Source organism: Streptomyces sp. MK7, assembly GCF_032658145.1.
Classification (GTDB): domain Bacteria; phylum Actinomycetota; class Actinomycetes; order Streptomycetales; family Streptomycetaceae; genus Streptomyces; species Streptomyces spiralis.
The window spans coordinates 63,228-85,039 of the sequence record NZ_JAVACL010000033.1 but is presented as its reverse complement, the minus strand read 5'-3'; the positions used below and the strand labels follow the sequence as shown (position 1 = coordinate 85,039).

The window sequence follows — 21,812 nt, the reverse complement described above, 5'->3', positions numbered from 1 at the left end:
CCGACGCGTAGCCTCCACACCCACGGGAACTAGACAGGGGGACGGACGGGAGGGAAGAAGAAACGACGAAGCCTCGCGCACGCGGGGCCTGGAAGGCGAGATGGCAACCGAGCCGCCTGGGGACGACACACTGGCTACCGAGGGGATTCCGAGCCGCACCGCTCACTTCACAGGTGAGCTGCACCATGTGACCGGTGCGCGCCTCGCCGCGGAGGAGTTCCTCGACGATCTCGCGCGCACCTCGCTGCCGGCGGCCCCCGAGCACCTGGACGACATACTGCTGGTGGTCACCGAACTGGCCGCGAACGCCGTGCAGTACGCGCCCGGACCGTTCGTGCTGCGCATGCGCCGGACCTTCGACGGGGTGCATGTGACGCTGAGCGACACCAGCACCACCCCGCCGGCCCCCCGCCCGTTCCGTCCCAACAGCGGCGGCGGAGGCATCGGCTGGCATCTGATCCACACGCTGAGCGACCAGGTCAGCGTCGTGGTCAACGACAGCGGGAAGGACGTGCACGTGTTCCTGCCGTGGTGAGCGCGGCGGCCCCCCGGGCCCTCCGGCGCCGGCTCCCCGCGGCGGCGGGCGTGTGCGCCCGCGCATGACCGGTCGGTCCGGGGGTACACGCGGGTGCGCAGTCCGCACTCGTTGGAGGTACTCGTGCCCATTGCCCAGAACCCGCTGTCCGTCGAGGTCACCCTGGTTCGGGAGGACGTCGCCCTGATCACGGCCCAGGGCTATCTGGACATCGACACCGCGACCGAGTTGCAGGCCCATCTGGCCAACCAGCTCCACCACGGCCGGCGGCACTTCCTGCTCGACCTGACCGGCGTCCCGTTCATGGATTCCTCGGGCATGAACATCATCCTGCGGGTGTACCAGGAGGTGCGCGACCTCCCGGGCAGTGTGCACATCATCGCCCCGGCCCCGGCCGTGCGGCGGATCCTCGACCTGACCGGGGTCAGCATCACGGTGCCGGTCTCGGAGACCGTCGACGAGGCGCTCGCCCTGGTCGACCGGGAGCAGGAACGGCTCCCCCTGGGCGACGGGGAACAGGAAGCAGGGGACGAGGCCGGACAAGTCGGGTAATACATCCGGGTACGGCCGCTTCTGGTGCGGTTGCGGCCTTCGACGGGCATGGTGCGTGCTCGACAGGAAGGGATGAACACCGTGACACGACCCAGGATCCTGGTGGTGGGCGCAGGCTTCGCCGGCGTGGGGTGCGTACGCCGCCTGGAGCGCAGGCTCGCCCCCCGCGAGGCCGACGTCACCCTGGTGACGCCGTTCGCCTACCAGCTCTACCTGCCGCTGCTCCCCCAGGTCGCCTCCGGCGTGCTGACGCCCCAGTCGATCGCCGTCTCGCTGCGCCGCAGCGAGAAGTACCGCACCCGGATCCTCCCGGGCGGGGCCGTCGGCGTGGACCTGAAGGCGAAGGTGTGCGTCGTCCGTACCATCACCGACCGCCTCGTCGACGAGCCGTACGACTACATCGTGCTGGCCCCCGGAAGCATCACCCGCACGTTCGACATCCCCGGTCTGACGGACAACGCCTTCGGGATGAAGACGCTCGCCGAGGCCGCCTACATCCGCGACCACGTCATCACACAGCTCGACCTGGCCGACGCCAGCGACGACCCGGCCGAACGCGCCGCGCGGCTGCAGTTCGTGGTGGTCGGCGGCGGGTACGCCGGCACCGAGACCGCCGCCTGCCTGCAGCGTCTGACGCACGCCGCCGTCAAGCGCTACCCGCGGCTGGATCCGGCGCTGATCAAGTGGCATCTGATCGACATCGCGCCCAGGCTGATGCCGGAACTGGGCGAGAAGCTGGGCCGCAGTGCCCAGGAGGACCTGCGCCGGCGGGGCATCGAGATCTCTCTGGGCGTGTCCATCGCCAAGGCCGGCCCGGAGGAGGTCACCTTCACCGACGGCCGGGTGGTGCCCACCCACACTCTGATCTGGACCGCGGGGGTGGCGGCGAGCCCGCTCATCGCCACCCTCGGTGCGGAGACGGTCAAGGGACGGCTCGCGGTGACGGCCGAGATGTGTCTGCCCGGCTACGACGGGGTGTTCGCGCTCGGCGACTCCGCGGCCGTGCCGGACCTGGCCAAGGGCGACGGCGCGGTGTGCCCGCCCACCGCGCAGCACGCCATGCGGCAGGGCAAGCGCGTCGCGGAGAATCTCATCGCGACCCTGCGGGGCCTGCCGATGCGTCCCTACGAGCACAAGGACCTGGGCCTGGTGGTGGACCTGGGCGGGGCGGACGCGGTCGCCAAGCCGCTGGGTGTCGAGCTGCACGGGGTCCCCGCCCAGGTGGTGGCCCGCGGCTACCACCTGGGGGCGCTGCGCACCAATGTCGCCAAGACCCGCGTCGCCACGAACTGGCTGCTCAACGCGGTCGCCGGCGACGACTTCGTACGCACCGGTTTCCAGGCCCACAGGCCCGCCAAGCTCAAGGACTCCGAGTACACGGACTCGTACATGACCGGCGAGCAGGTACGCGAGTACGTCGAACGCACCCGCCCCAGGACCGGCTGACCCGGCACGGGCCCGGCGCTGCGCACCCACGCCCGAGCCGGGCCCGGCGGCCGGGCGTGCGATGCTGTGGCGAGGGGTCATCCTGATCAGCACCGGCAACGGGAGAGTACGGCAGCGTGAGTGCGGCGAAGGGGTCGGTCTGGGCGCGGCTGCGGGATCGCGTCACGGCATCCGATCCGGGGCTGCTGAGGCTGGCCGCGGGTTCGCGGACGGCGGGTTCGATCGCGCTGACACTGGCCGTGCTCACGTCACTGCGCGCACCGGTTGCGCATCTGGTGGCGGGGGCGATCGCGTCCATGGCGGCCACCTTCGCCATCCGGGAGAAGCAGCGCGCCGGGCAGGCGGTCACCCTCGCCCTGGGCCTGCCCGTGGCGCTGGTGTCCGTGTCGCTGGCCGCACTGCTCGACCGGCAAGTGGTGGCCGGGGACGTCTTCTTCGTCGTCCTGATCTTCTGCGCCGTCTACGGCCGGCGGTTCGGTGACCGGGGCAACGCGCTCGGCCTGATCGGCTTCCAGATCTACTTCATGTCCCTGTTCGTCGGCGCCACCGCGGCCACGCTGCCCGGTCTGTACGGCGTCGTCGCGATCGCGTTCGCCGCCAGCGCGCTGGTGCGCTTCGTGATCGTCTACGAGACTCCGGCGGGCATTCTGCAACGGCTGCGCCAGGCCTTCCGGGTGCGCCTGGCCCAGTTGGTGTCGGCGCAGCTGGAGCTGCTGGACGCCGGGCCCGACGAGGCGGGCAAGGCCCTGGAGTCCGTGCGCGAGGGCACCGCCCGGCTGCACGAGACGGCCATGCTGATCCAGGGCCGGCTGGAGGAGGGCATCTCCGACGCGTCCGTGGCCCGGCTGCTGCAGCGGCGGATCGTGGACGCCGAGGTCGCCGCCGAGCGGCTGGGGCTGCTCCTGCTGAACGCCCGCAGCAGCGAACGGGCCGACACGCTCACCCTCCACCTGCCGGGCGCTCCCGTTCCGTCGGGCGGCCGGCTGCCGGTGCGGGACGCGGCGACCGGCACGTTGCGCCGTGACCTGGGGGCGCTGGGGATGCTCGCGCTGCGGCCCGTCGGGGAGGGCGGCGGCACCGCGATGGTCCATGTGCGCAACCGGCTCATCGGCTACCGCGAGGAGGAGAACCTGCCGCCGGCCCCGCCCGCCGTGCAGGACGTCTTCCGCGGCATCGGCGAGGCCGCCCGGGCGGTGCTGGGACTGAGGATGGCGCTGGCCGTGGTGCCGGACGACGAGTCCGACGACGCGCCCGCCACCGTCCGCTCGCGCGAGGAACTGGAGGCCGAGAACGCCTCCATCGCGGGCTCCGCGGAGGGCGAGCGGGAGCAGGAGGAGCCCCTGACCGGGCTGCGGCGGCCCACGACACGGGCGGCCGTGCAGGTCGCGCTGGGCTCGGCGCTGGCCATCGCCGGCGGCGAGTTCCTGTCCGCTCAGCGCTGGTACTGGGCGGTGCTGACCTGCTGGCTCGTGTTCATCAACACCTCGTCCACGGGCGAGATCCTGGTCAAGGGCTACCGCCGGCTGCTGGGCACGGTGCTCGGGGTCGTGGCCGGTATCGTCCTGGCGGGGCTGGTCGGGCCGCACACCTGGACGGCGCTGGCGCTGGTGCTGCTCTTCGTCTTCGCGATGTTCTACACGGCCCCGCTGTCGTACACGCTGATGTCGTTCTTCGTCACCGCGGCCCTGGGTCTGCTGTACACGCTGCTGCACACCTACAGCCTGGCGGTGCTGGTGCTGCGCATCGAGGAGACCGCGCTGGGCGCGGCCTGCGGGATCATCGCGGCGGCGGTGGTGCTGCCGGTGCGCACGGACCGCCGTACGAACGAGCTGCTCGTCACCGTCCTGGACCGGCTCGCGGACGTCACCGCGGCCGCGGTCGACCAGCTCAGCGGCGCACCGGCGGCGGATCTGCTGGACCTGTCCCGCGACCTGGACCAGGCGCTGGGCGACCTGCGGTCGGCGGTGCAGCCGCTGACGCACCCGATCACCCCGCTGCGGGCGCGGCGCAACACGGCCCAGTACCTGCTCGCGCTCCTGGAGACCTGCGCGTACCACGCCCGCTCGCTGGCCGCGACCGCCGAGCTGCTGCCCACTCACCCCTCGATCGCCGCGGATCCGCGGCTGCGCGAGGTGTGCCGCCGCATCACCGGCAACATCGCCGTGCTCACCGCCCATGTGGCCGACGAGCACGCCACGGCCCCGGTCGAGACCGGCCCGAGCATCGCCTCCCTGCTGGGGACGGACGGAACGCCCGCCACCCCTCGCTACGGCCGCGTCACCGACCGGGTGCTGCGCCATCTGCAGCGCCTGGACGAGTCGGTGGTCGGCCTGGCCCGCCCCCTGCGCGTCCCGGTGCCGAGCCCGCGGCACTGAACGTTTCCGTGTGACGTCTGACCGACGCGGGGCGGGGAACACGGAGCAGATGAACGAAGACGAGCTTCCGCCCGATGACCGGGCCGTGCAGGTGTATCTCGACCTGCTGCGGATCCGGCTGCCCGAAGAGGACTACGAACGCCTGCTCGCCGTCGTCGCCCCGGTCCTGCGGGCCATCCACGAACAGGGCGAGCAGGGGGTGCCCACCGCGGACTTCCCGGTGGACGGCCCCCAGACCCAGGGCCTGCCGCAGGAGATCAGGGACGAGGCCGCCCTGGTCATCGCCACCGCGGTCACCGGCCGGCTGGACAACGAGCTGGTCGTCCTGGACATCGAGGAGACCGGCCCGGTCCGGGTGGTCACCGACGCGGCGACCGCCTCGGACCCGGCGCGCCTGACCGAGATCGCCGACTACATACGCGACCGTCACCGGGACACCGAGGAGTTGCGCGGCATCGCCGAAGCGAGCGGCCTGTCCACGGAATTCTGAACCGGGCACTTCTGCGCCGGGACGACCGGGGACGTGCGAACCGGACGCTCAGGCGGCGCCGGACGGTCAGGCGGCCGCGTGCCGTGACCCGTCGCCGCCGCCGCGCCGGTTCGCCCGTTCCGCCAGTACCTCGGCGCGCACTCGCGCGCAGCTGCGGCTGATGAGCCGGGAGACGTGCATCTGGGAGATGCCCAGCCGGTCGGCGATACGGCTCTGCGTCATGTCCTCGAAGAAGCGCATGTAGAGGATGGCCCGTTCGCGTTCGGGGAGCCGGCGCAGCCCTTCCTTCGCCGACTCCCGGTCGACGACGACGTCGTACGAGGTGTCCGCGGAGCCGAGTGTGTCGGCGAGGCTGTAGCCGTCGGCGCCGGTGGACAGCTCGGCGTCCAGGGAGAGCGTGCTGAAGCTCTCCAGCGCTTCCATACCGGTGCTGACCTCCTCCTCCGTCAGTCCGGTGTGGGCGGCGATGGCGGCGACCGAGGGTTCGAGGCTGCCCGGGTTCTGGGTGAGTTCACGGCGGGCCACCCGCACCTTGTTGCGCAGTTCCTGCACCCGGCGGGGCACCCTCAGGGCCCACATCCGGTCGCGGAAGTGCCGCTTGACCTCACCGGTGATGGTGGGCACGGCGTAGCTCTCGAAGGCCCCGCGGCCCGGGTCGAACCGGTCGATGGCCTTGACCAGCCCCAGCGCCGCCACCTGCCGCAGGTCCTCGATCGACTCTCCACGGTCGCGGAAGCGGCCCGCGATGCGGTGGGCCATGGGCAGCCACGCGGTCACGAGTGCGTCGCGGACCGAGTCGCGTTCGGGGCCGTCCTCCAGTGCGGCGAGGCGGTGGAAGAGGGCTGCGGTGTCGGGTGCGTCGTCGTGCGGCCGCCTGGCGGGAGCGGCATGGTCTTCGGGGGCGCCGTGACGGTTTGTCGACGTATCAATGGGCATGCGGAATCGCTCCTGAACGATTTCAGGTAATGACCGCGGAAGGGGGGACGCTGTACGGGTGACCTGGAGGCCTCCGGGCCGGCCGTACCGTTCCCACAGGCGCGCCTCCGGTCCGAAGCACGAGGTTTCGTCTGCCCTGGAGTGGGAGGAACAAACGCCGCATTCGGTGCCGCTTGGCAGCGGGCCACGCGCTGCGGCGCCGTGTCGGACCGGATCGGATCAACTGGTTCGGGCGGGTTCGGGTGAGCTGCTGGTGCGGCCGGGACCGGAGATGCCGTGTCCGGCCGGATCAGATCAGCGGCACCACCACGCTGATGCACTTGCCGCCGGACGGCAGGTCGCACACCTGTACGTCACGCGCCAGCCGGCACACGATCGGCCAGCCGCGGCCGCCCACCCGGCGCCGGCCCTGCCCGTCCACGGGCGGCTGGACCACCGGCAGCCGGTCGCTGCGGTCGCTCACGCACACGCGTACGTCCGGTCCGACCACGTCCACGTGGAAGTCGGTCACGCCGCCGCCGTGCAGGATGGCGTTGGTCGTGAGCTCGGAGGCGACGAGCTGGGCGTCGGAGACGGCGTGTGCGTCGCACAGCCGGCCGGCCCGGCAGCACTCGCTGATCGCGCGTTCCACCGCGCGGCGGACATCGGCGGGCCTGCACGGCCTCGGCTGCCGTCCGGTCCGGTCCACGGTGGACGGTGGTGCGGCGGCGGGGGTGGTCCTGTGCTTCTCGCACATCTCCTCGCTCCCTGAATGGTGAACTCCCCGGACGATGAACAACAAGGCCGGACCGGCTGCGGACCCGTCGGCGGGTCGGTCGGGGGCCTCGTGCCGTGCGGCTCCGCAGGCCTCTGTGTTCGGCTAGCCTCTCCGGGCCACGCCAAACATCCCGGGCTCCCGGCGAGCGAGCGGCGCGCGAGAGCCATCGCGGCGCCCTTGCGCGGGTATGGGAAGGGCATGACCGAAGTCGTGGACTCAGACGAGCTGCTGCGGCGCATGCAGCGCGCCAGGCGCTGCGCGGAACAGGAGGAGCACCGGTGGCGCGCCCGCCGCGACAGGCTCGGGCCGACCGATCCGGACGGGGCGCGCGAGGCAGCCGTGCGCGTGCTGTCCTACGAGACCGTGCTGAGAGTGCTGGACGAGATCCTCACTCCCGGACGGCACGACGGGGAGTGCTGACGGGCGGGGCGCCGAGCGAGTGAATCCCGTCACGTGAGCCGGTTTCGGCTGCGTGAACGGGCCGGAGATGGTTTACGGTTCATCCATACGCGGTGACGGGGTCGACTCGAACCGTCCTCCGTACACCGCCGCATACGGCCCTGGCTGGCTTCCCCCGTCCAGCCAGGGCTTTTTCATGCCCGGGCGACGCCGTACCCGGCGCCCCGCCGGCAGAAACCGGGTCCGTCGAGGTGCCTGGGGCGCCCGCAGCGGCTGAAATGGGCGTAGGCACATGCGCGGAACCGCGAACGCCGGCGAGGAGCCTCCGGTCATGACCAAAGCGATAAAACTGCTCACCGCCCTCCCGTACAAGCAGCGCGAACGCCTGATGGAGCTGGCGAAGGAGGTCTCCTTCCCCGAGGACAGCAGGATCTTCGAGGCGGGCGGCACGGCCGACCGATTCTGGGTCATCCGCTCCGGCGCCGTCCACCTCGACCAGCAGGTCACCGCCCTTCGGCGGGTGACCGTGGCGAGTCTGGGCGCGGGCGACCTGCTCGGCTGGTCCTGGCTGTTCCCGCCGTACGAGTGGGACTTCGGGGCCGAGGCCTTCAGCCCGGTGCGCGCCTACGAGTTCGACGGGCCGGCCGTGCTGGCACTGAGCGTGGAGGACCCCCTGCTCGGGCTGTCGCTGGTGCGGACGGTCGCCGAGATCCTCGCCAACCGGCTGGAGACGACCCGGGTAAGGCTGCTGGAGCAGTACACGATCCCCCGGCGCGGTCTCTAGGGCCTTTCGTTTGGATCACCCCGGGCTCGCGGGCCCTGGCACCGCGCCTCGCCGCGTTGTCGTCGGTTGCCATGGCTCCGCCATGACACCCTCCTCCGCCTTGCGATGCTCCCCCACTGCCTGAACGGCGTGGGAGGTGCCCCCAGCACCAGACCCCGCGCCCTGATCCGGCCTGATCCAAACGAAAGGCCCTAAGGCCGGTCGGCGAGACCCTTCGGCTCAGACGCGGTAGCGGCGCAGCGCCGGTACGGCGGCCGCCAGGGCCAGCGTCAGGGCGACGACCAGCAGCCCGCCGCCCGTGACGGCGGCGCGCGGGCCGAAGGCAGAGCCGGCCGTGCCGTGCAGCACGTCGGCCAGGCGCGGGCCGCCCGCGACCACGACCGTGAAGACGCCCTGCATCCTCCCGCGCATCTCGTCGGTGGCGGCGGACAGCAGGATCGCGCCGCGGAACACCATGGAGACCATGTCGGCGACACCGGCGGCGGCCAGGAACGCCACGGCGGTCCAGAGGTCGCGGCTCAGGCCGAACCCGGCGACGGCCATGCCCCAGGCCGTGACCGCGCCGACGACCATCCAGCCGTGCCGGCGGGCCCGGGAGAACGTGCCGGAGAACAGCCCGCCCACCACAGCGCCGATGGGGATGGCCGCGAACAGCAGGCCCAGCGCGAGGCCTTCGCCGTAGGGGGCGTAGGTCTCGGCGGCGAGCTGTGGGAACAGGGCGCGGGGCATGCCGAAGACCATGGCGATGATGTCGGCGAGGAAGGACAGCAGCAGCACCTTGTGGCCGGATATGTAGCGGAACCCGGCGGCGATCTCGCGGACCCCGGCGCGACGCGCGGCGGTACGGGACAGCGGCGGCAGCGACGGCAGGCGCACCACCGCCCACACGGTGACGCACAGGGCCACGGCGTCGATCAGGTACAGCTCGGGCAGGCCGATGACGGGGATCAGCGCGCCGGCCAGCAACGGCCCGGCCACCAGGCCGGTCTGCATGACCGTCGACCCCAGGGCGTTGGCCGCCGGGAGTTCCTCCTCGGGGACCAGCCGGGCGATGGAGGCGTTGCGGGCCGGGGAGTTCAGGCCGAAGAAGGCCTGCTGCACGGCGAGCAGCGCCATCAGCACCGCGACCGACTCCAGCCGGGTCACGGCCTGCAGCCAGAACAGCAGCGAGGTGACGGCGATGCCGCTGTTGGTGACCAGCAGCAGCTTGCGGCGGTCCACGGTGTCGGCGACCGCGCCGCCCCAGAGCGCGAACACGACCATGGGCACCAGCCCGGCGAGGCCGGCGTAGCCGACCCACGCCGAGGAGCCGGTGATGTCGTAGATCTGCTTGGGGACGGCGACGGCGGTGAGCTGGCTGCCGACCGCGGTGACGATGGTCGACGACCACAGGCGGCGGTAGGCGGGCCGCCGCAGGGGGCGGGTGTCCATGGCCCAGCGGCGCCAGCCGCGCCGGCCGGTTCCGGCGGCGGGCTCCGGGGCGTCGCAGCCCGCCGCCGCCCGTGTCCCGAGGTCGTCCTCGGCTCGTGCGTCCTCCGGCTGCGGGGCCGACGTGCCGCCGTCGGGGTGGTCCGAGGTGTCGGTGGTGTCAGTGGTGTCGCTGGTGTCCACGAGGTCCCTGGTTGGTCGTTACATCTTCCTGTCCGGGGTTCACTATCGCAGGACCCGCCGTGCGGGGGCCGTTTCACCCACGCGGCGACAGGTGACCCGATGGCGGACAGGTACATGTCCAGGGCACAAAGCACGGACGACTTCGGATCACAGGTGACTTCTCATGGACCACTGGCGAGACCACGCCGCATGCCGCGGGCAGGACCCCGACCTCTTCTTCCCGATCGGCACGACCGGCCCGGCACTGGCGCAGATCGAGCAGGCCAAGGCGATGTGCCGGCGCTGTCCCGTCCAGGAGCGGTGTCTGGAGTGGGCACTGAACACGGACCAGACCATCGGTGTGTGGGGCGCCACCACCGAGAGCGAACGCCGTGCGCTGAAACGGCGGCGCGCCACGGCCCGTCGCCGTTCGAGGTGACCGCCGCATGCGGGTCGGTCAGTCTCCGGAGCGGCGCATGGTCCCCCACTCCGCCTCCTGCCGCTTCACCGCGGCCCGCGCCTCCTCGATGACGCCGGAGGCGATCCAGCACAGCGGCTCCACGTCGACCACCAGCGGCTCGTTGTCGGGGCCCCGGCCCGTCTCCCGGCCTCTGAGGACCCAGGGACGGACCCCGGGACCCTTGTCGTGCGGCAGATGCGCGTAGTCGTACAGCCGGCGCGCCACCCACAGCTCCACGGACCGGTCCTGCCACCACTCCTCCAGGTCGAGCGGACTGGCCGACAGGCCCGGCATGGGTACGCCGGTGAGGGCGTCGGTGCTGGAGGTGGCGCCCATGTCGGTCCCGGGGCCGCGCGACCAGCGGACGTACAGACCCCGGTCCCGCTCGACGAGGGCGGCCAGTGCGGCCAGCGAGTGCACGACCCGCATCTCGTCCGATGCGCTCATACCGTGATCTCCCTCTCGCCTCAGGCGCTCGGGGTACCCGCGCTCGGGCCGGGGGAATCAGGGCGGCACGGGTGCGGAATCACTCGTTCCGGCCGCTCGGGGAGGTCACCCGGCGCTCCGGCGCCGGCGGGGCGGCGGGCAGGCGCAGACTGAAGACGCTGCCGCTCCCGGGTTCGCTGACCGCCGCGGCCGTGCCCCCGTGGACGGCGGCCAGGTGGCGGACGATGGCGAGGCCGAGGCCGCTGCCGCCGGTACGGCGGCTGCGGGACTTCTCCGCGCGCCAGAACCGGTCGAAGACATGCGGCAGGTCCGCCGGGTCGATGCCGCACCCGGTGTCGGTGACGTCGAGGACGACCTCGTCGCCGTCGCGGCGCGCGGCCACGGTGACCGTGCCGTCGGCGGGTGTGTGGCGCAGGGCGTTGGAGACCAGGTTGCCGAGCGCCTGCCGGATGCGTACGGGGTCGGCGTCCAGCCAGGGTTCGCCGTCCGCCCGGGTGCGCAGGGCGACACCGGCGGTGCCGGCGGCCACGCGATGGGCCGCGGCGACCTGGTCGAGCAGGTCGCGGGCGCGCAGCGGTTCACGGTGCAGGCGCAGGGTGCCGGCGTCGGCGGCGGCCAGGTCCTGGAGGTCGTCGATGATCCGCTGGAGCACCAGTGCCTCGTCGTGCAGGGACGCCAGCAGGGCGGGGTCGGGGTCGACGAGGCCGTCCCGGGCGACCTCCAGCCAGCCGCGGATGTTGGTGAGCGGGCTGCGCAGCTCGTGGGCGATGTCGCTGACCATCGCCTTGCGCTGGGCCTCCAGCCGCTCGCGGCGCTCGGTGAGCGCGTTGAACGCCACGGCGAGCAGGCCCGTCTCGTCCCGGGTGGTCACCGGGACCCGGACGTGGAGTTCGGGCGGCTGCCGGGCCGCCTCGGTCAGGGCGCGCAGGGGTCGTACGAGCCGGGTGGCGACCACGGCCGTCACGGCGACGGTGACGGCGAGCACCAGGCCGGCCGCGCCGACGATCTTGGCCTTGTTGGCCGGGGACATCACGAAGCGGGGCTCGGTGCGGTCCCCGCCGCCGAGGAACAGCTCGGCGACCGGGGCGACATAGGGGTCGAGCTGTGCGCGGCGGGCGCTGTCGGCGCAGTCCTGCGCCTTCTTCGCCGCCGCGGAGTCTCCGGACCTGGTGTACTTGGCCACGATGTAACGGCTGCCCAGGCTCTTGTCGGTGGGATCGAAGAGCCCGAACAGCGGGATGTCCGGGTCCAGGCCCTCGTGGCCGAGGCAGGTACGGGCCTGCCGCGCGAGCGCGTCGAGGGCCTTCCGCTCGGTGGGGGTGGGTGTGTTGAGCCGGCCGTCCTCGCACTCGGTCGGCGTGGCGCCGGGGCCGTCCGTCGCGTCGGCGCCGGTGAGGACCGGGCGCCCGCTCGGTGTGTGCCGGATGGTGGTGTCGAGACCGTGGCCGCGGAAGCAGCTCTGCCGCTTCCTGGCCAGCAGGTCCAGCCCGGCCCGTTCGGCGGCCGGCAGCAGGAAGGGGCCGACGGCCCGCGGGTCGAGGCCGCCGAGCTGCGCGCCGCGCTGGGTGTAGGTGTCGGTGTGCAGGGGGTCGATGGTGGCGGCGGCGCTCGGTGGCAGCGGGCTGCCGTGCGGTGCGGAGTCGGCGAGGGGGGTGCGGTCCGTGGTGGTCAGGGCGATCCGGCGGCCGGTCCGTGCGGCGAGGGCCCGCACGGTGGGCTCGACGCCCTTCCAGTCGGGGTGCGTGGCGGCGTAGCCGCTCAGCCGGGCGAGGATGGCCATGTCGTCGGCGAGGTCCTGGCCCTGCTCCTCGCGCAGGGCACGGGTGGTGGTCTCCACCGCCAGCCAGGCCGTCGCCGCCACGGAGCACAGGGCGATGAGGACGGAGGCGATCAGCAGCCGGACCAGCAGGCGCTTGCGCAGCGGTATGCCGCCGCTCATGCCCTGCCCCCGCTCGGCGCGTGGTGCCCGCTCACGCCCTGCCCCCGGCCAGTTTGTAGCCGACGCCGAAGACGGTGAGCAGGAGGGCCGGGCGGCGCGGGTCGGCCTCCAGCTTCTTGCGCAGGTTCATGATGTGCACGTCGACGGCCCGTTCGGTGGAGGCCCGGTCCAGGCCCCGCGTGTACTGGAGCAGCTGGCGCCGGGTGAAGACCCGTTCGGGTTCACCGGCCATGGCGAGCAGGATCTCGAACTCGGCCGGGGTGCACTCCACCGGCCGCCCCTCGCACCGTACCTCGTGCCGGACCGGGTCGACGGCGATGCCCCCGGCCCGTACGACGGGATCCGCACGCCGGTCGCCGTCCCGCCCGCTGCGGCGCAGGACGGTGCGGATCCGGGCCATCAGCTCGCGCGGGCTGTACGGCTTGGTCATGTAGTCGTCCGCGCCGAGTTCGAGGCCGAGCAGCACGTCGTCCTCGGTGGAGCGGGCGGTGAGCATCAGCACCGGGACGTCGTCGTCCCGGCGCAGCACCCGGCACACCCCGAAGCCGTCGATCACCGGCAGCATCAGGTCCAGGACCACCAGGTCGGGGCGGTGCAGCCGGGCCGCGTCCAGGGCGGCCCGGCCGTCGTGGACCACGGTCGCGGTGTGGCCCTCCGCCAGCAGGGAGCGGCGTATGAGTTCGGCCTGCATCTCGTCGTCCTCGGCGACCAGCACATGTGCGCACACGCGGCGGATCCTATGGTCAGCGGGCCAGGAACGCCGCGTCGCCCATGACGACGACGGGGTGCCGGGCCGGGTCGAGGGTGAGCAGCAGTTGCTTCATGTGCCGCTCGGCGAGGCCGACGCAGCCATGGGTGGGGCCGCCGTGGTCGACGTGCAGCCAGATGCCGCCGCCACGGCTCGCGCCGAGCGGGCGGGTCCAGTCGAGCGGCGAGGTGCCCGGCCGGCGGTTGTAGTCGATGGCGACGACGTAGTCGAACGACCCCGCCAGCGACTCCCCTTCGAACCCGGTGCCGGGCGAGGTGAAGCCGACGGAGTGGTGGTACGGCAGCCGGGTCCCGGGGTCGCGCTTCAGGCCGCCCGCGTCGCTGAGGGTGTAGACGCCGACGGGTGAGCGCAGGTCGCCGGCGCGGTGATGGTCGCTCCAGCCCCTGAGGGCGTTGTGCGCGGGCCAGCTCTCCCCGGCCCGCCAGCCGGTGCCGTCGCGCTGGTACAGCACGGCGGTGGAGTCCGGGGAGTCGCGGCCGCGTCCGGTCACCACGACGACCTGCCGGGAGCGGGAGGGTATCGCCGCCACGGTCCGCGGACCCAGGCCCGGTATCCGCCGCGGGGCCGCCTCGACCGAGGTCTCGGGGCGGGGTGCGGGGACGCCGGCCGGTGCGGTGGCGATGCCGGACGGGGTGCCGGACACCGCCACCGCACCGCCGCCGCATCCGATGAGCAGCAGGCACATGGCGAGCAGGGTGACACGGGGACTGCGCGTGATCATGCGTCGACCATGGCCGACGGTTGTGAGGAACTCGTCAGGTTCCCGGCGCCACCGCCCGAAGCGCCGCCGCTCAGGCCGTCCGCGCGGCCGCCGCTCAGGCCGTCTGCCCGGCCGCCGCTCGTCCCGCCGCGCGGCCGGAGAACAGGCAGCCGCCGAGGAACGTGCCCTCCAGGGCGTTGTAGCCGTGGACGCCACCGCCGCCGAAGCCGGCGACCTCGCCGGCGGCGTACAGACCGTCGATGGGCCGCCCGTTCGCGCCGAGGGCGCGGGAGTCGAGGTCGGTCTGGATGCCGCCGAGGGTCTTGCGGGTCAGGATGTGCAGCTTGACGCCGATGAGGGGACCGGCCGCCGGGTCGAGGACGCGGTGCGGGACGGCGACCCTGCCGAGGCGGTCGCCGATGTAGCGGCGGGCGTTGCGGATGCCCTGGACCTGGGCGTCCTTGCTGTAGGGGTTGGCCATCTGCAGGTCGCGGGCCTCCACCTGGCGCCGTACCTCGGCGGCGTCAAGGAGCGGCTGGTCGGTCAGCTTGTTCATCTTCTCGACGAGTTGGTCGAGGGTGTCGGCGACCACGAAGTCCGCGCCGTGCCGCAGGAAGTCCTGCACGGGTCCGGGCGCGCCCTTGCCGAGCAGCCGGTCGCGCAGCACGGCCTTGCGGTCCTTGGCGGTGATGTCGGGGTTCTGCTCGGAGCCCGACAGGGCGAACTCCTTCTCGACGATCTTCCGGGTCAGCACGAACCAGGAGTGGTCGTGGCCGGCGATGTCCTCGGTGGTGCGCAGGTGCCTGAGGGTGCTCAGGGTGTCGTAGCCGGGCAGGCACGGGTCGGGCAGCCGGCGGCCGAGCGCGTCGAGCCAGATCGAGGACGGTCCGGGCAGGATGCGGATGCCGTGGCCGGGCCAGATCGGGTTCCAGTTCCGCACGCCCTCGGTGTAGTGCCACATGCGGTCGCGGTTGACCAGCCGGGCGCCGGCCGCGGCGCTGATGTCGAGCATCCGGCCGTCGACGTAGGCCGGGACGCCGGTGACCATGCCGGACGGGGGTGTGCCGAGCCGCTGCGGCCAGTAGCGGCGGACCATGTCGTGGTCGGCGCCGATGCCGCCGGACGTGACGATCACGGCCTGCGCGGTGAGTTCGAACGCGCCGACGGCGTCCCGGTTGGAGGCGACGCCCCGGGGCGAGTCGTCCTCGGCGAGCACCGTGCCGCGCACGCCGCGCGCCGCGCCGCCCTCGACGACGAGTTCGTCCACCCGGTGCCGGTGGTGGAAGGTGAGCAGGCCGTCGCGCGCGGCCTGCCGGGCGTGATCGGCGAACGGCTCGACGACGCCCGTGCCGGTGCCCCAGGCGATGTGGAAGCGGGGTACGGAGTTGCCGTGGCCGTCGGCCCTCAGGTCACCGCGCTCGGCCCAGCCCACCGTGGGCAGCAGGCTGATGCCGTGCCCGGCCAGCCAGGACCGCTTCTCCCCCGCCGCGAACTCGACGTAGGCGCGCGCCCAGCGCACCGCCCAGGAGTCCTCGTCGTCGAGCCGGTCGAACCGTGCGCTGCCCCGCCAGTCGTTCCAGGCCAGCTCGAAGGAGTCCTTGACGCCGAGGCGCCGCTGCTCGGGGGAGTCGACGAGGAACAGCCCGCCGAAGGACCAGTACGCCTGCCCGCCGAGGTTGGCGGCGTTCTCCTGGTCGACGAGGGCGACCCTGCGACCCCGGCTGGTCAGCTCGTGCGCGGCGACCAGCCCCGCGAGGCCGGCTCCGACGACGATGACGTCCGCGTCCATGGCGTCCGATCCCTTTCTCCGGTCCAACGTGTCCGACCCGTTTTCGATACGCGAATGTATCCGATACAGCGCTGTATCAAACAGGGGCCGACCGTCCGCCTCCGTAACCAGCCAATAGGAACAGATTTTCGATTCCGTTGTACGCTGGGGCCATGACCGGGCACCACCTCCAGGGCTCCCTCTTCGACCAGGCCGACGAGCTCCGGCTCGGTGCGCTGGACGGACTGCGCCGCACCGGGCTCGGCCGCGGCGCCTGGATCGACCTGCTGCCCGGGTGGCTCGAAGGCGCCGACGACCTCTTCGAACAGCTCGCCGCCGAGGTGCCCTGGCGCGCGGAGCGCCGCACGATGTACGACAACGTCGTAGCGGTACCCCGCCTGCTCGCCTTCTACGGCGCGGACGACCCGCTCCCCCACCCGGTGCTCACCGAGGCCCGCGACGCCCTGTCCGCGCACTACGGCCGCGAGCTGGGCGAGCCGTTCACCACGGCCGGGCTGTGCTACTACCGCGACGGCCGGGACAGCGTCGCCTGGCACGGCGACCGGATCGGGCGCGGAGCGCGCGAGGACACGATGGTCGCGATCCTCTCCGTCGGCGCGCCCCGGGACCTGCTGCTGCGTCCGGCGGGAGGCGGCGGCTCCACGATCCGGCGCCCGCTCGGCCACGGCGACCTGATCGTCATGGGCGGCTCCTGCCAGCGCACCTGGGAGCACTGCATACCCAAGAGCACCCGGGTCACGGAACCCCGCATCAGCATCCAGTTCCGCCCCGCGGGGGTGCGCTGACGCACGCCATCTCCTGGGGCTGAGGGGCAACGGCCGGACCGCTCCCGGCGTCTTCACGGCTGCGGCGGCTTACGTCGTCCTCGCCTCGCACCGCTCCCGGGAGACCGCCGGCACGGACCCGTACCCGCTGCTGCCGTCCGCACGGCCCGGCCACTACCGTGCCGTCACCACACCTCGTCACGAGAGACCCACCGGGTAAGGAGCCATGGACCCACCGCCGGACAACCAGCCCGTGTCAGACCCGGCCGCCGCGGCCGCGCGACCGTCCGCGTGGCGGCTGCTGCTCGGTTATGTACGCCCCTACCGCTGGGCGCTGCTGGCCGGCGCGCTCCTCGCGCTCGCCACCGGCGCCACCGGGCTCGCCCTGCCGCTGGTCGCGCGGGAACTCATCGACCGGCTCGCACACGACCGGCCGATCACCACGCCGCTGCTGGCGATGACGGGCCTGGTCCTCGCCAACGCCGGGATCGGCGCGGGGGGTTCGTACGTGCTGCGGCGCACCGCCGAGTCCGTGGTGCTCACCGCCCGCGAAAGGCTCACCTCGTACCTGCTGCGGCTGCGCGTCGCCTCCGTCGACCGCAGTGAGCCCGGCGACCTGATGGCGCGGGTCACCTCCGACACCACCCTGCTGCGCGAGGTCACCACCGACACCCTGGTCGGCCTGGGCACCGGCGGGCTCACCCTGGTCGCCACGCTGGTGCTGATGGGTGTCGTGGACCCGGTGCTGCTGGGGGTCACCGTCGGCGTCATCGCCGTCGCCGGGGCCGTGATCGGCGTGGTCATGCCGCGGATCAACAAGGCCAGCCGGGCGGCCCAGGACTCGGTCGGGGCGATGGGCGCCGCCCTGGAGCGGGTCCTGGGCAGCCTGCGGACCATCAAGGCGTCCGGCGCCGAACACCGCGAGGAGCAGGCGGTGCACGCCGCCGCGCGGGAGTCGTGGCGGCAGAGCGTGCGCTCCGCCAGGTGGTCGGCGCTGGCGGGCAACATGGCGGGACTGTCCATGCAGATCGCGTTCCTGACCGTGCTCGCGGTCGGCGGCGCCCGGGTGGCCACCGGCGCCATCGACGTCGGCACCCTGGTGGCGTTCCTGATGTACATCTTCTATCTGATGTCCCCCGTGCAGCAGGTGATCGGCGCCGTCACCCAGTACCAGACCGGCGCCGCCGCCATCGCCCGCATCCAGCAGGCACAGGAGCTGCCCGCCGAGCCGGAGGCACGGCCCGCCCCGCTGCCCGCGCCGGGTGCCGAACCGGCGAGCCTGCGCTTCGAGGACGTGCACTTCCGCTACGCCGACGACCTGCCCCACGTCCACCACGGCGTGTCCTTCACCGTCCCCGCCCGGGGCATGACCGCCTTCGTCGGCCCCTCCGGCGCGGGCAAGACCACGGTCTTCTCCCTCGTCGAACGGTTCTACGACCCGACCGGGGGCCGAGTCGTCCTCGACGGCCGCGACCTCGCGGACTGGGAGATACCCGCCCTGCGGGCCGTCATCGGCTACGTCGAGCAGGACGCACCGGTCCTCTCCGGCACCCTGCGCGACAACCTGCTGCTGGGCAACCCCGACGCCGACGGCGACGACCTGCGCCGCGTACTCAAGACCACCCGCCTCGACGACCTCGTCGCCCGGCTTCCCCGAGGCCTGGACACCCTGGTCGGCCACCGCGGCACCAAACTCTCGGGCGGTGAACGCCAGCGTGTCGCCATCGCCCGCGCCCTGCTGCGCCGCCCCCGGCTGCTCCTGCTCGACGAGGCCACCTCCCAGCTGGACGCCGTCAACGAAGCGGCCCTGCGCGACACCGTCGCCGACGTCGCCCGCACCACCACGGTGCTCGTCGTCGCCCACCGGCTGTCCACCGTCACCATGGCCGACCGGATCGTGGTCATGGACGCCGGCACCGTGCGCGCGGTGGGCACCCACCGGGAACTCGTCACCGCCGACCCCCTGTACGCGGAACTGGCCGCCACCCAGTTCCTCGCCACCGCCGGCTGACGCCCGGCACCCCCTCCGTGCCGAGTCCCCCTCCGGTCTGGTTTGCTGTCCCCGTCGGGCAGCCAACCGAGGATGGGGAGATCGATGCGGGCGGACGTGCAGCAGGTCGCCGACGGCACCTATCTGGTGCGCGGCAGCAACACGAACTGGGTGATCCTCACCGAGGGCGACGCGGTCACACTGATCGACACCGGCTACCCCGGCGACCGGGGGCAGCTCCTCGACTCGCTCGCCGCGGTGGGCAGTTCACCGCAGGCGGTGGCCGCCGTGCTGATCACCCACGCCCACAACGACCACCTGGGCTCCGCCGAGTACCTGCGCGCCACCTACGGCACCCCCGTCCAGCTGCACGAGGCCGAAGTGCCGCACGCCCGGCGGGACTTCCTGCACCAGGTGACCGTCGGCACGGTGCTGCGCAACGGCTGGCGGCCGGGTGTGCTGCCGTGGGCGGTGCACTCGCTCCGCGTCGGCGGCACCGCGCATCTGCCGGTGGCCGCGCCGGAGCCGTTCCCGGCGGCGGGCGCACTGGACCTGCCAGGGCGGCCCGTGCCCGTGCACACACCGGGCCACACCCGCGGCCACGCCTCCTTCCACCTGCCGGACGCGGGCGTGCTGATCTCGGGCGACGCCCTGGTGAGCGGCCACCCCACCTCCCGGATCCGGGGCCCGCAGCTGCTGCCCGACATGTTCCACCACGAACGCGCCCGGGCTCTGGCCTCGCTGGACATCATCGAGGACCTCCCCGCGGACGTGCTGCTGCCCGGCCACGGCCCCGTGCACCGCGGCCCGGTCGGGCAGGCCGCGCGGCTGGCACGGGAACACGCGCTCTAAGCTCTCCGCCATGGCCTTGCAGATCAGCGCCACCAACCCGGAGCATCCCGCGCTCCTGCTCGAACTGCCGTGGGACACACCGCTCGAGGAGTGGCCCGAGGAGTACCTCGTGCCGCTGCCGCGCGGCATCTCCCGGCACGTGGTGCGCTACGCCCGGGCCGGCGACGAGGTGATCGCCGTCAAGGAGCTCGCCGAACGGCCCGCGCTGCGCGAGTACGAGCTGCTGCGCGACCTGGACCGGCTGTCCATCCCCGCCGTGGACCCGCTCGCCGTGGTCACCGGCCGCACCGACCCGGCGGGCGCCCCGCTGGAGCCGGTGCTGGTCACCCGGCACCTGGGCGGCTCGATGCCGTACCGGTCGATGTTCGAGACGACGCTGCGTCCGGCCACCATGCACCGGCTGATGGACGCCCTGGCCGTGCTGCTGGTGCGGCTGCACCTGGCCGGTTTCGCCTGGGGCGACTGCTCGCTGTCCAACACGCTCTTCCGGCGCGACGCGGGCGCCTACGCCGCCTATCTCGTCGACGCCGAGACCGGCGAGCTGCACCCGCGGCTGAGCACCGGGCAGCGGGAGTACGACCTGGATCTCGCGCGGGTGAACATCAGCGGCGAGCTGCTCGACCTGGAGGCCTCCGGTGCGCTGCACCCCTCGGTGGACCCGGTGGAGTTCGGCACCGAGATCCGCGACCGCTACCGCGGGCTGTGGGAGGAGCTGACCCGCACGTCGGTCTACCCGGCGGGCAAGTACCACTACATCGAGCGCCGGATACGACGGCTCAACGACCTCGGTTTCGACGTCGCCGAGATGCAGATCGAGCACGCCTCGAACGGCTCCACGGTCACCTTCGTGCCCAAGGTCGTCGACGCCGGCCACCACCAGCGGCAGCTGCTGCGCCTGACCGGCCTGGACACCGAGGAGAACCAGGCCCGGCGGCTGCTGACCGACCTGGAGAGCTGGATGGCCACCCAGGACGACTACGCGCCGGGCGACCCCCTGGCGGCCCGCCCGGAGGTGCTGGCGCACCGCTGGGTGCGGGAGGTGTTCCGGCCCACCGTGCGCGCGGTGCCGCGCGAGCTGCGCGCCACCATGGACCCGGCCGAGCTGTACCACCAGCTGCTGGAACACCGCTGGTACCTGTCCGAGCGGGCCCAGCACGACATCGGCCTGGACACGGCCGTCGCCGACTACGTCGAGAACATCCTGCCGAAGGCACGCGCGACGCTGGAGCCGACGCCGCCGGAGTGAGGGCTCAGGCGGGCGGGACGACCGCGACCGGACAGCCGGCGTGGTGCAGCACGCCGTGCGCGACGGAGCCGATCCGCGCGCCGACCGCGGTCCGGCGGGCCCGGCGGCCCACGATCACCAGCTGGGCGCGTCCGGCCGCGGACAGCAGTACCTGCCCCGCGCTGCCCATCTCCACCTGCTCGACGACGGGGACGTCCGGGAAGCGTTCCCGCCACGGCCGCAGCGCGTCGGCCAGCCCCTTCGCCTCGTACGGTTCCAGGCCGCCGGCCTCGTCGAGCAGCTTCAGCGAGCCGGGGCTGTAGCCGAACACCGGCGGCAGGGTCCAGGCGCGTACCGCGCGGACGGTGGCGCCCCGCGCGGCGGCCGTCCCGAAGGCGAACCGCAGGGCCTGCGCGCTGTCCTCGGGGGTGCCGTGCTGGCCGACCACGACCTCCCGCCCGGCGGCCTCGGCGGCGGGTTCGTCCCCCGCGCGCACCAGGACGACGGGCCGTACGGCCTCGGCGATCACCTGCCGGCCCACGGAGCCCAGGAGGAATCCGATCAGGGCGCCGCGTCCGCGCGAGCCGAGCACCAGCATCTCGGCGTCCGCAGCGGCGGCGGCCAGTGCCCGGGCCGCGCCGTCCTCCACGACGTCCGTGGTCACGGTCAGGTCCGGGTGGCGCTCGCCGACGCCTCGGACGGCCTCGGCCGTCGCCTCGCGCACGCGCTGCCGCTGCGTGTCGCGGTCCCCTAGGTCGAGGGCGTCGTGCGCCTCGAAGCGCCAGGCGTGCACCACCCGCAGCGGCAGCCGGCGGCGCTCGGCCTCCCGGCCCGCCCACGCCAGCGCGGCGAGACTCTCCTCCGAACCGTCCACCCCTGCCGTGATCGGCCGCGTCATGCCGTCCGCCTTCCTGTGTCGGGGCCCGTGCCGGAGGCCCGCCGGCGGGCCCGTCCGTGAGGCCCAGTCTTCCCCACCGCGCCCGCGCCATCCCGCAGCGGGCCGACGGCCGTCC

21 protein-coding genes are annotated in these 21,812 nt (G+C 73.2%); 12 read left to right on the top strand and 9 right to left on the bottom strand.

All coding sequences use genetic code 11. The features are described 5' to 3' along the window. The first annotated feature begins 100 nt into the window (after positions 1–100). The 5 genes from R2S09_RS29040 (at position 101) to R2S09_RS29020 (ending at position 5,398) form a co-directional block, all read left to right on the top strand. Positions 101–535 (top strand): ATP-binding protein, encoded by a 435-nt coding sequence (locus R2S09_RS29040; protein ID WP_306187502.1) that lies wholly within the window; start codon positions 101–103, stop codon positions 533–535. 123 nt (positions 536–658) lie between these two features. Continuing rightward, positions 659–1,087, top strand: a complete 429-nt coding sequence (locus R2S09_RS29035; protein WP_306187504.1) for an STAS domain-containing protein — start codon at positions 659–661, stop codon at positions 1,085–1,087. 72 nt (positions 1,088–1,159) lie between these two features. Continuing rightward, a complete protein-coding gene (locus tag R2S09_RS29030; protein WP_316744226.1) occupies positions 1,160–2,533 on the top strand; it encodes an NAD(P)/FAD-dependent oxidoreductase in 1,374 nt (457 codons plus the stop codon). Between the two features lie 116 nt (positions 2,534–2,649). Then, positions 2,650–4,908 (top strand): FUSC family protein, encoded by a 2,259-nt coding sequence (locus tag R2S09_RS29025; protein ID WP_399144910.1) that lies wholly within the window; start codon positions 2,650–2,652, stop codon positions 4,906–4,908. Positions 4,909–4,957: 49 nt separating this feature from the next. Beyond that, positions 4,958–5,398 carry a hypothetical protein gene (locus tag R2S09_RS29020; protein WP_306187510.1) on the top strand — a complete coding sequence of 147 codons (441 nt, stop codon included), beginning with the start codon at positions 4,958–4,960 and terminating at the stop codon, positions 5,396–5,398. Positions 5,399–5,464: 66 nt separating this feature from the next. Here R2S09_RS29020 and R2S09_RS29015 read toward each other — a convergent pair whose 3' ends face one another. Next, positions 5,465–6,334 carry a SigB/SigF/SigG family RNA polymerase sigma factor gene (locus R2S09_RS29015; protein WP_306187511.1) on the bottom strand — a complete coding sequence of 290 codons (870 nt, stop codon included), beginning with the start codon at positions 6,332–6,334 and terminating at the stop codon, positions 5,465–5,467. 289 nt (positions 6,335–6,623) lie between these two features. Continuing rightward, entirely contained in the window at positions 6,624–7,070 is a 447-nt protein-coding gene (locus R2S09_RS29010) for an ATP-binding protein (protein ID WP_316744223.1), read from the bottom strand. Positions 7,071–7,289: 219 nt separating this feature from the next. Here R2S09_RS29010 and R2S09_RS29005 point away from each other — a divergent pair, with 219 nt between their 5' ends. Together R2S09_RS29005 and R2S09_RS29000 are read left to right on the top strand one after the other, a co-directional pair. Next, complete coding sequence (locus R2S09_RS29005; protein ID WP_306187514.1) at positions 7,290–7,511, top strand: 3-deoxy-D-manno-octulosonic acid transferase; 222 nt, start codon at positions 7,290–7,292, stop codon at positions 7,509–7,511. A gap of 310 nt (positions 7,512–7,821) precedes the next feature. Further along, positions 7,822–8,274 carry a cyclic nucleotide-binding domain-containing protein gene (locus R2S09_RS29000; RefSeq protein WP_306187516.1) on the top strand — a complete coding sequence of 151 codons (453 nt, stop codon included), beginning with the start codon at positions 7,822–7,824 and terminating at the stop codon, positions 8,272–8,274. A gap of 219 nt (positions 8,275–8,493) precedes the next feature. Here R2S09_RS29000 and R2S09_RS28995 read toward each other — a convergent pair whose 3' ends face one another. Continuing rightward, a complete protein-coding gene (locus tag R2S09_RS28995) occupies positions 8,494–9,885 on the bottom strand; it encodes an MFS transporter (RefSeq protein WP_316744222.1) in 1,392 nt (463 codons plus the stop codon). 163 nt (positions 9,886–10,048) lie between these two features. On the opposite strand from R2S09_RS28995, the gene R2S09_RS28990 reads away from it, so the two are divergent. Next, complete coding sequence (locus tag R2S09_RS28990) at positions 10,049–10,303, top strand: WhiB family transcriptional regulator (protein ID WP_306187520.1); 255 nt, start codon at positions 10,049–10,051, stop codon at positions 10,301–10,303. An 18-nt stretch (positions 10,304–10,321) separates the two neighbouring features. Here R2S09_RS28990 and R2S09_RS28985 read toward each other — a convergent pair whose 3' ends face one another. From R2S09_RS28985 to R2S09_RS28965, 5 genes are all read right to left on the bottom strand, one after another. After that, entirely contained in the window at positions 10,322–10,771 is a 450-nt protein-coding gene (locus R2S09_RS28985) for a DUF6098 family protein (RefSeq protein ID WP_316744221.1), read from the bottom strand. A gap of 79 nt (positions 10,772–10,850) precedes the next feature. Beyond that, positions 10,851–12,710 (bottom strand): HAMP domain-containing sensor histidine kinase, encoded by a 1,860-nt coding sequence (locus R2S09_RS28980; RefSeq protein ID WP_316744220.1) that lies wholly within the window; start codon positions 12,708–12,710, stop codon positions 10,851–10,853. Between the two features lie 31 nt (positions 12,711–12,741). Then, positions 12,742–13,437 (bottom strand): response regulator transcription factor, encoded by a 696-nt coding sequence (locus tag R2S09_RS28975; RefSeq protein ID WP_316744219.1) that lies wholly within the window; start codon positions 13,435–13,437, stop codon positions 12,742–12,744. Between the two features lie 16 nt (positions 13,438–13,453). Then, complete coding sequence (locus tag R2S09_RS28970) at positions 13,454–14,200, bottom strand: L,D-transpeptidase family protein (protein ID WP_316744218.1); 747 nt, start codon at positions 14,198–14,200, stop codon at positions 13,454–13,456. Between the two features lie 94 nt (positions 14,201–14,294). Beyond that, complete coding sequence (locus tag R2S09_RS28965; RefSeq protein ID WP_306187531.1) at positions 14,295–15,968, bottom strand: FAD-binding dehydrogenase; 1,674 nt, start codon at positions 15,966–15,968, stop codon at positions 14,295–14,297. Positions 15,969–16,120: 152 nt separating this feature from the next. Here R2S09_RS28965 and R2S09_RS28960 point away from each other — a divergent pair, with 152 nt between their 5' ends. The 4 genes from R2S09_RS28960 to R2S09_RS28945 all read left to right on the top strand — a co-directional run bounded on the left by R2S09_RS28960 (position 16,121) and on the right by R2S09_RS28945 (position 20,820). Beyond that, positions 16,121–16,753, top strand: a complete 633-nt coding sequence (locus R2S09_RS28960) for an alpha-ketoglutarate-dependent dioxygenase AlkB (protein WP_306187533.1) — start codon at positions 16,121–16,123, stop codon at positions 16,751–16,753. 205 nt (positions 16,754–16,958) lie between these two features. Further along, complete coding sequence (locus R2S09_RS28955) at positions 16,959–18,743, top strand: ABC transporter ATP-binding protein (RefSeq protein ID WP_316744217.1); 1,785 nt, start codon at positions 16,959–16,961, stop codon at positions 18,741–18,743. Positions 18,744–18,827: 84 nt separating this feature from the next. Beyond that, a complete protein-coding gene (locus R2S09_RS28950; RefSeq protein ID WP_306187537.1) occupies positions 18,828–19,574 on the top strand; it encodes an MBL fold metallo-hydrolase in 747 nt (248 codons plus the stop codon). 10 nt (positions 19,575–19,584) lie between these two features. Beyond that, complete coding sequence (locus R2S09_RS28945) at positions 19,585–20,820, top strand: DUF4032 domain-containing protein (protein ID WP_316744215.1); 1,236 nt, start codon at positions 19,585–19,587, stop codon at positions 20,818–20,820. A 4-nt stretch (positions 20,821–20,824) separates the two neighbouring features. Here the strand turns inward: R2S09_RS28945 and R2S09_RS28940 are convergent, their stop codons facing one another. Beyond that, the gene (locus R2S09_RS28940) at positions 20,825–21,697 is read right to left on the bottom strand and encodes a universal stress protein (RefSeq protein ID WP_316744213.1); all 873 of its coding nucleotides are present in this window, start codon (positions 21,695–21,697) and stop codon (positions 20,825–20,827) included. Positions 21,698–21,812 lie beyond the last annotated feature (115 nt).

Excerpts from the sequence above, each read along its gene's own strand:
- R2S09_RS28985 (WP_316744221.1), bottom strand. The coding sequence starts at position 10,771 with ATGAGCGCATCGGACGAGATGCGGGTCGTGCACTCGCTGGCCGCACTG.
- R2S09_RS29020 (WP_306187510.1), top strand. The coding sequence starts at position 4,958 with ATGAACGAAGACGAGCTTCCGCCCGATGACCGGGCCGTGCAGGTGTAT.
- R2S09_RS28960 (WP_306187533.1), top strand. The coding sequence starts at position 16,121 with ATGACCGGGCACCACCTCCAGGGCTCCCTCTTCGACCAGGCCGACGAG.
- R2S09_RS29010 (WP_316744223.1), bottom strand. The coding sequence starts at position 7,070 with ATGTGCGAGAAGCACAGGACCACCCCCGCCGCCGCACCACCGTCCACC.
- R2S09_RS29030 (WP_316744226.1), top strand. The coding sequence starts at position 1,160 with ATGAACACCGTGACACGACCCAGGATCCTGGTGGTGGGCGCAGGCTTC.
- R2S09_RS28950 (WP_306187537.1), top strand. The coding sequence starts at position 18,828 with ATGCGGGCGGACGTGCAGCAGGTCGCCGACGGCACCTATCTGGTGCGC.
- R2S09_RS29000 (WP_306187516.1), top strand. The coding sequence starts at position 7,822 with ATGACCAAAGCGATAAAACTGCTCACCGCCCTCCCGTACAAGCAGCGC.
- R2S09_RS28980 (WP_316744220.1), bottom strand. The coding sequence starts at position 12,710 with ATGAGCGGCGGCATACCGCTGCGCAAGCGCCTGCTGGTCCGGCTGCTG.
- R2S09_RS28970 (WP_316744218.1), bottom strand. The coding sequence starts at position 14,200 with ATGATCACGCGCAGTCCCCGTGTCACCCTGCTCGCCATGTGCCTGCTG.
- R2S09_RS28945 (WP_316744215.1), top strand. The coding sequence starts at position 19,585 with ATGGCCTTGCAGATCAGCGCCACCAACCCGGAGCATCCCGCGCTCCTG.
- R2S09_RS28990 (WP_306187520.1), top strand. The coding sequence starts at position 10,049 with ATGGACCACTGGCGAGACCACGCCGCATGCCGCGGGCAGGACCCCGAC.
- R2S09_RS28965 (WP_306187531.1), bottom strand. The coding sequence starts at position 15,968 with ATGGACGCGGACGTCATCGTCGTCGGAGCCGGCCTCGCGGGGCTGGTC.
- R2S09_RS28940 (WP_316744213.1), bottom strand. The coding sequence starts at position 21,697 with ATGACGCGGCCGATCACGGCAGGGGTGGACGGTTCGGAGGAGAGTCTC.
- R2S09_RS28955 (WP_316744217.1), top strand. The coding sequence starts at position 16,959 with ATGGACCCACCGCCGGACAACCAGCCCGTGTCAGACCCGGCCGCCGCG.
- R2S09_RS29015 (WP_306187511.1), bottom strand. The coding sequence starts at position 6,334 with ATGCCCATTGATACGTCGACAAACCGTCACGGCGCCCCCGAAGACCAT.
- R2S09_RS29040 (WP_306187502.1), top strand. The coding sequence starts at position 101 with ATGGCAACCGAGCCGCCTGGGGACGACACACTGGCTACCGAGGGGATT.
- R2S09_RS29005 (WP_306187514.1), top strand. The coding sequence starts at position 7,290 with ATGACCGAAGTCGTGGACTCAGACGAGCTGCTGCGGCGCATGCAGCGC.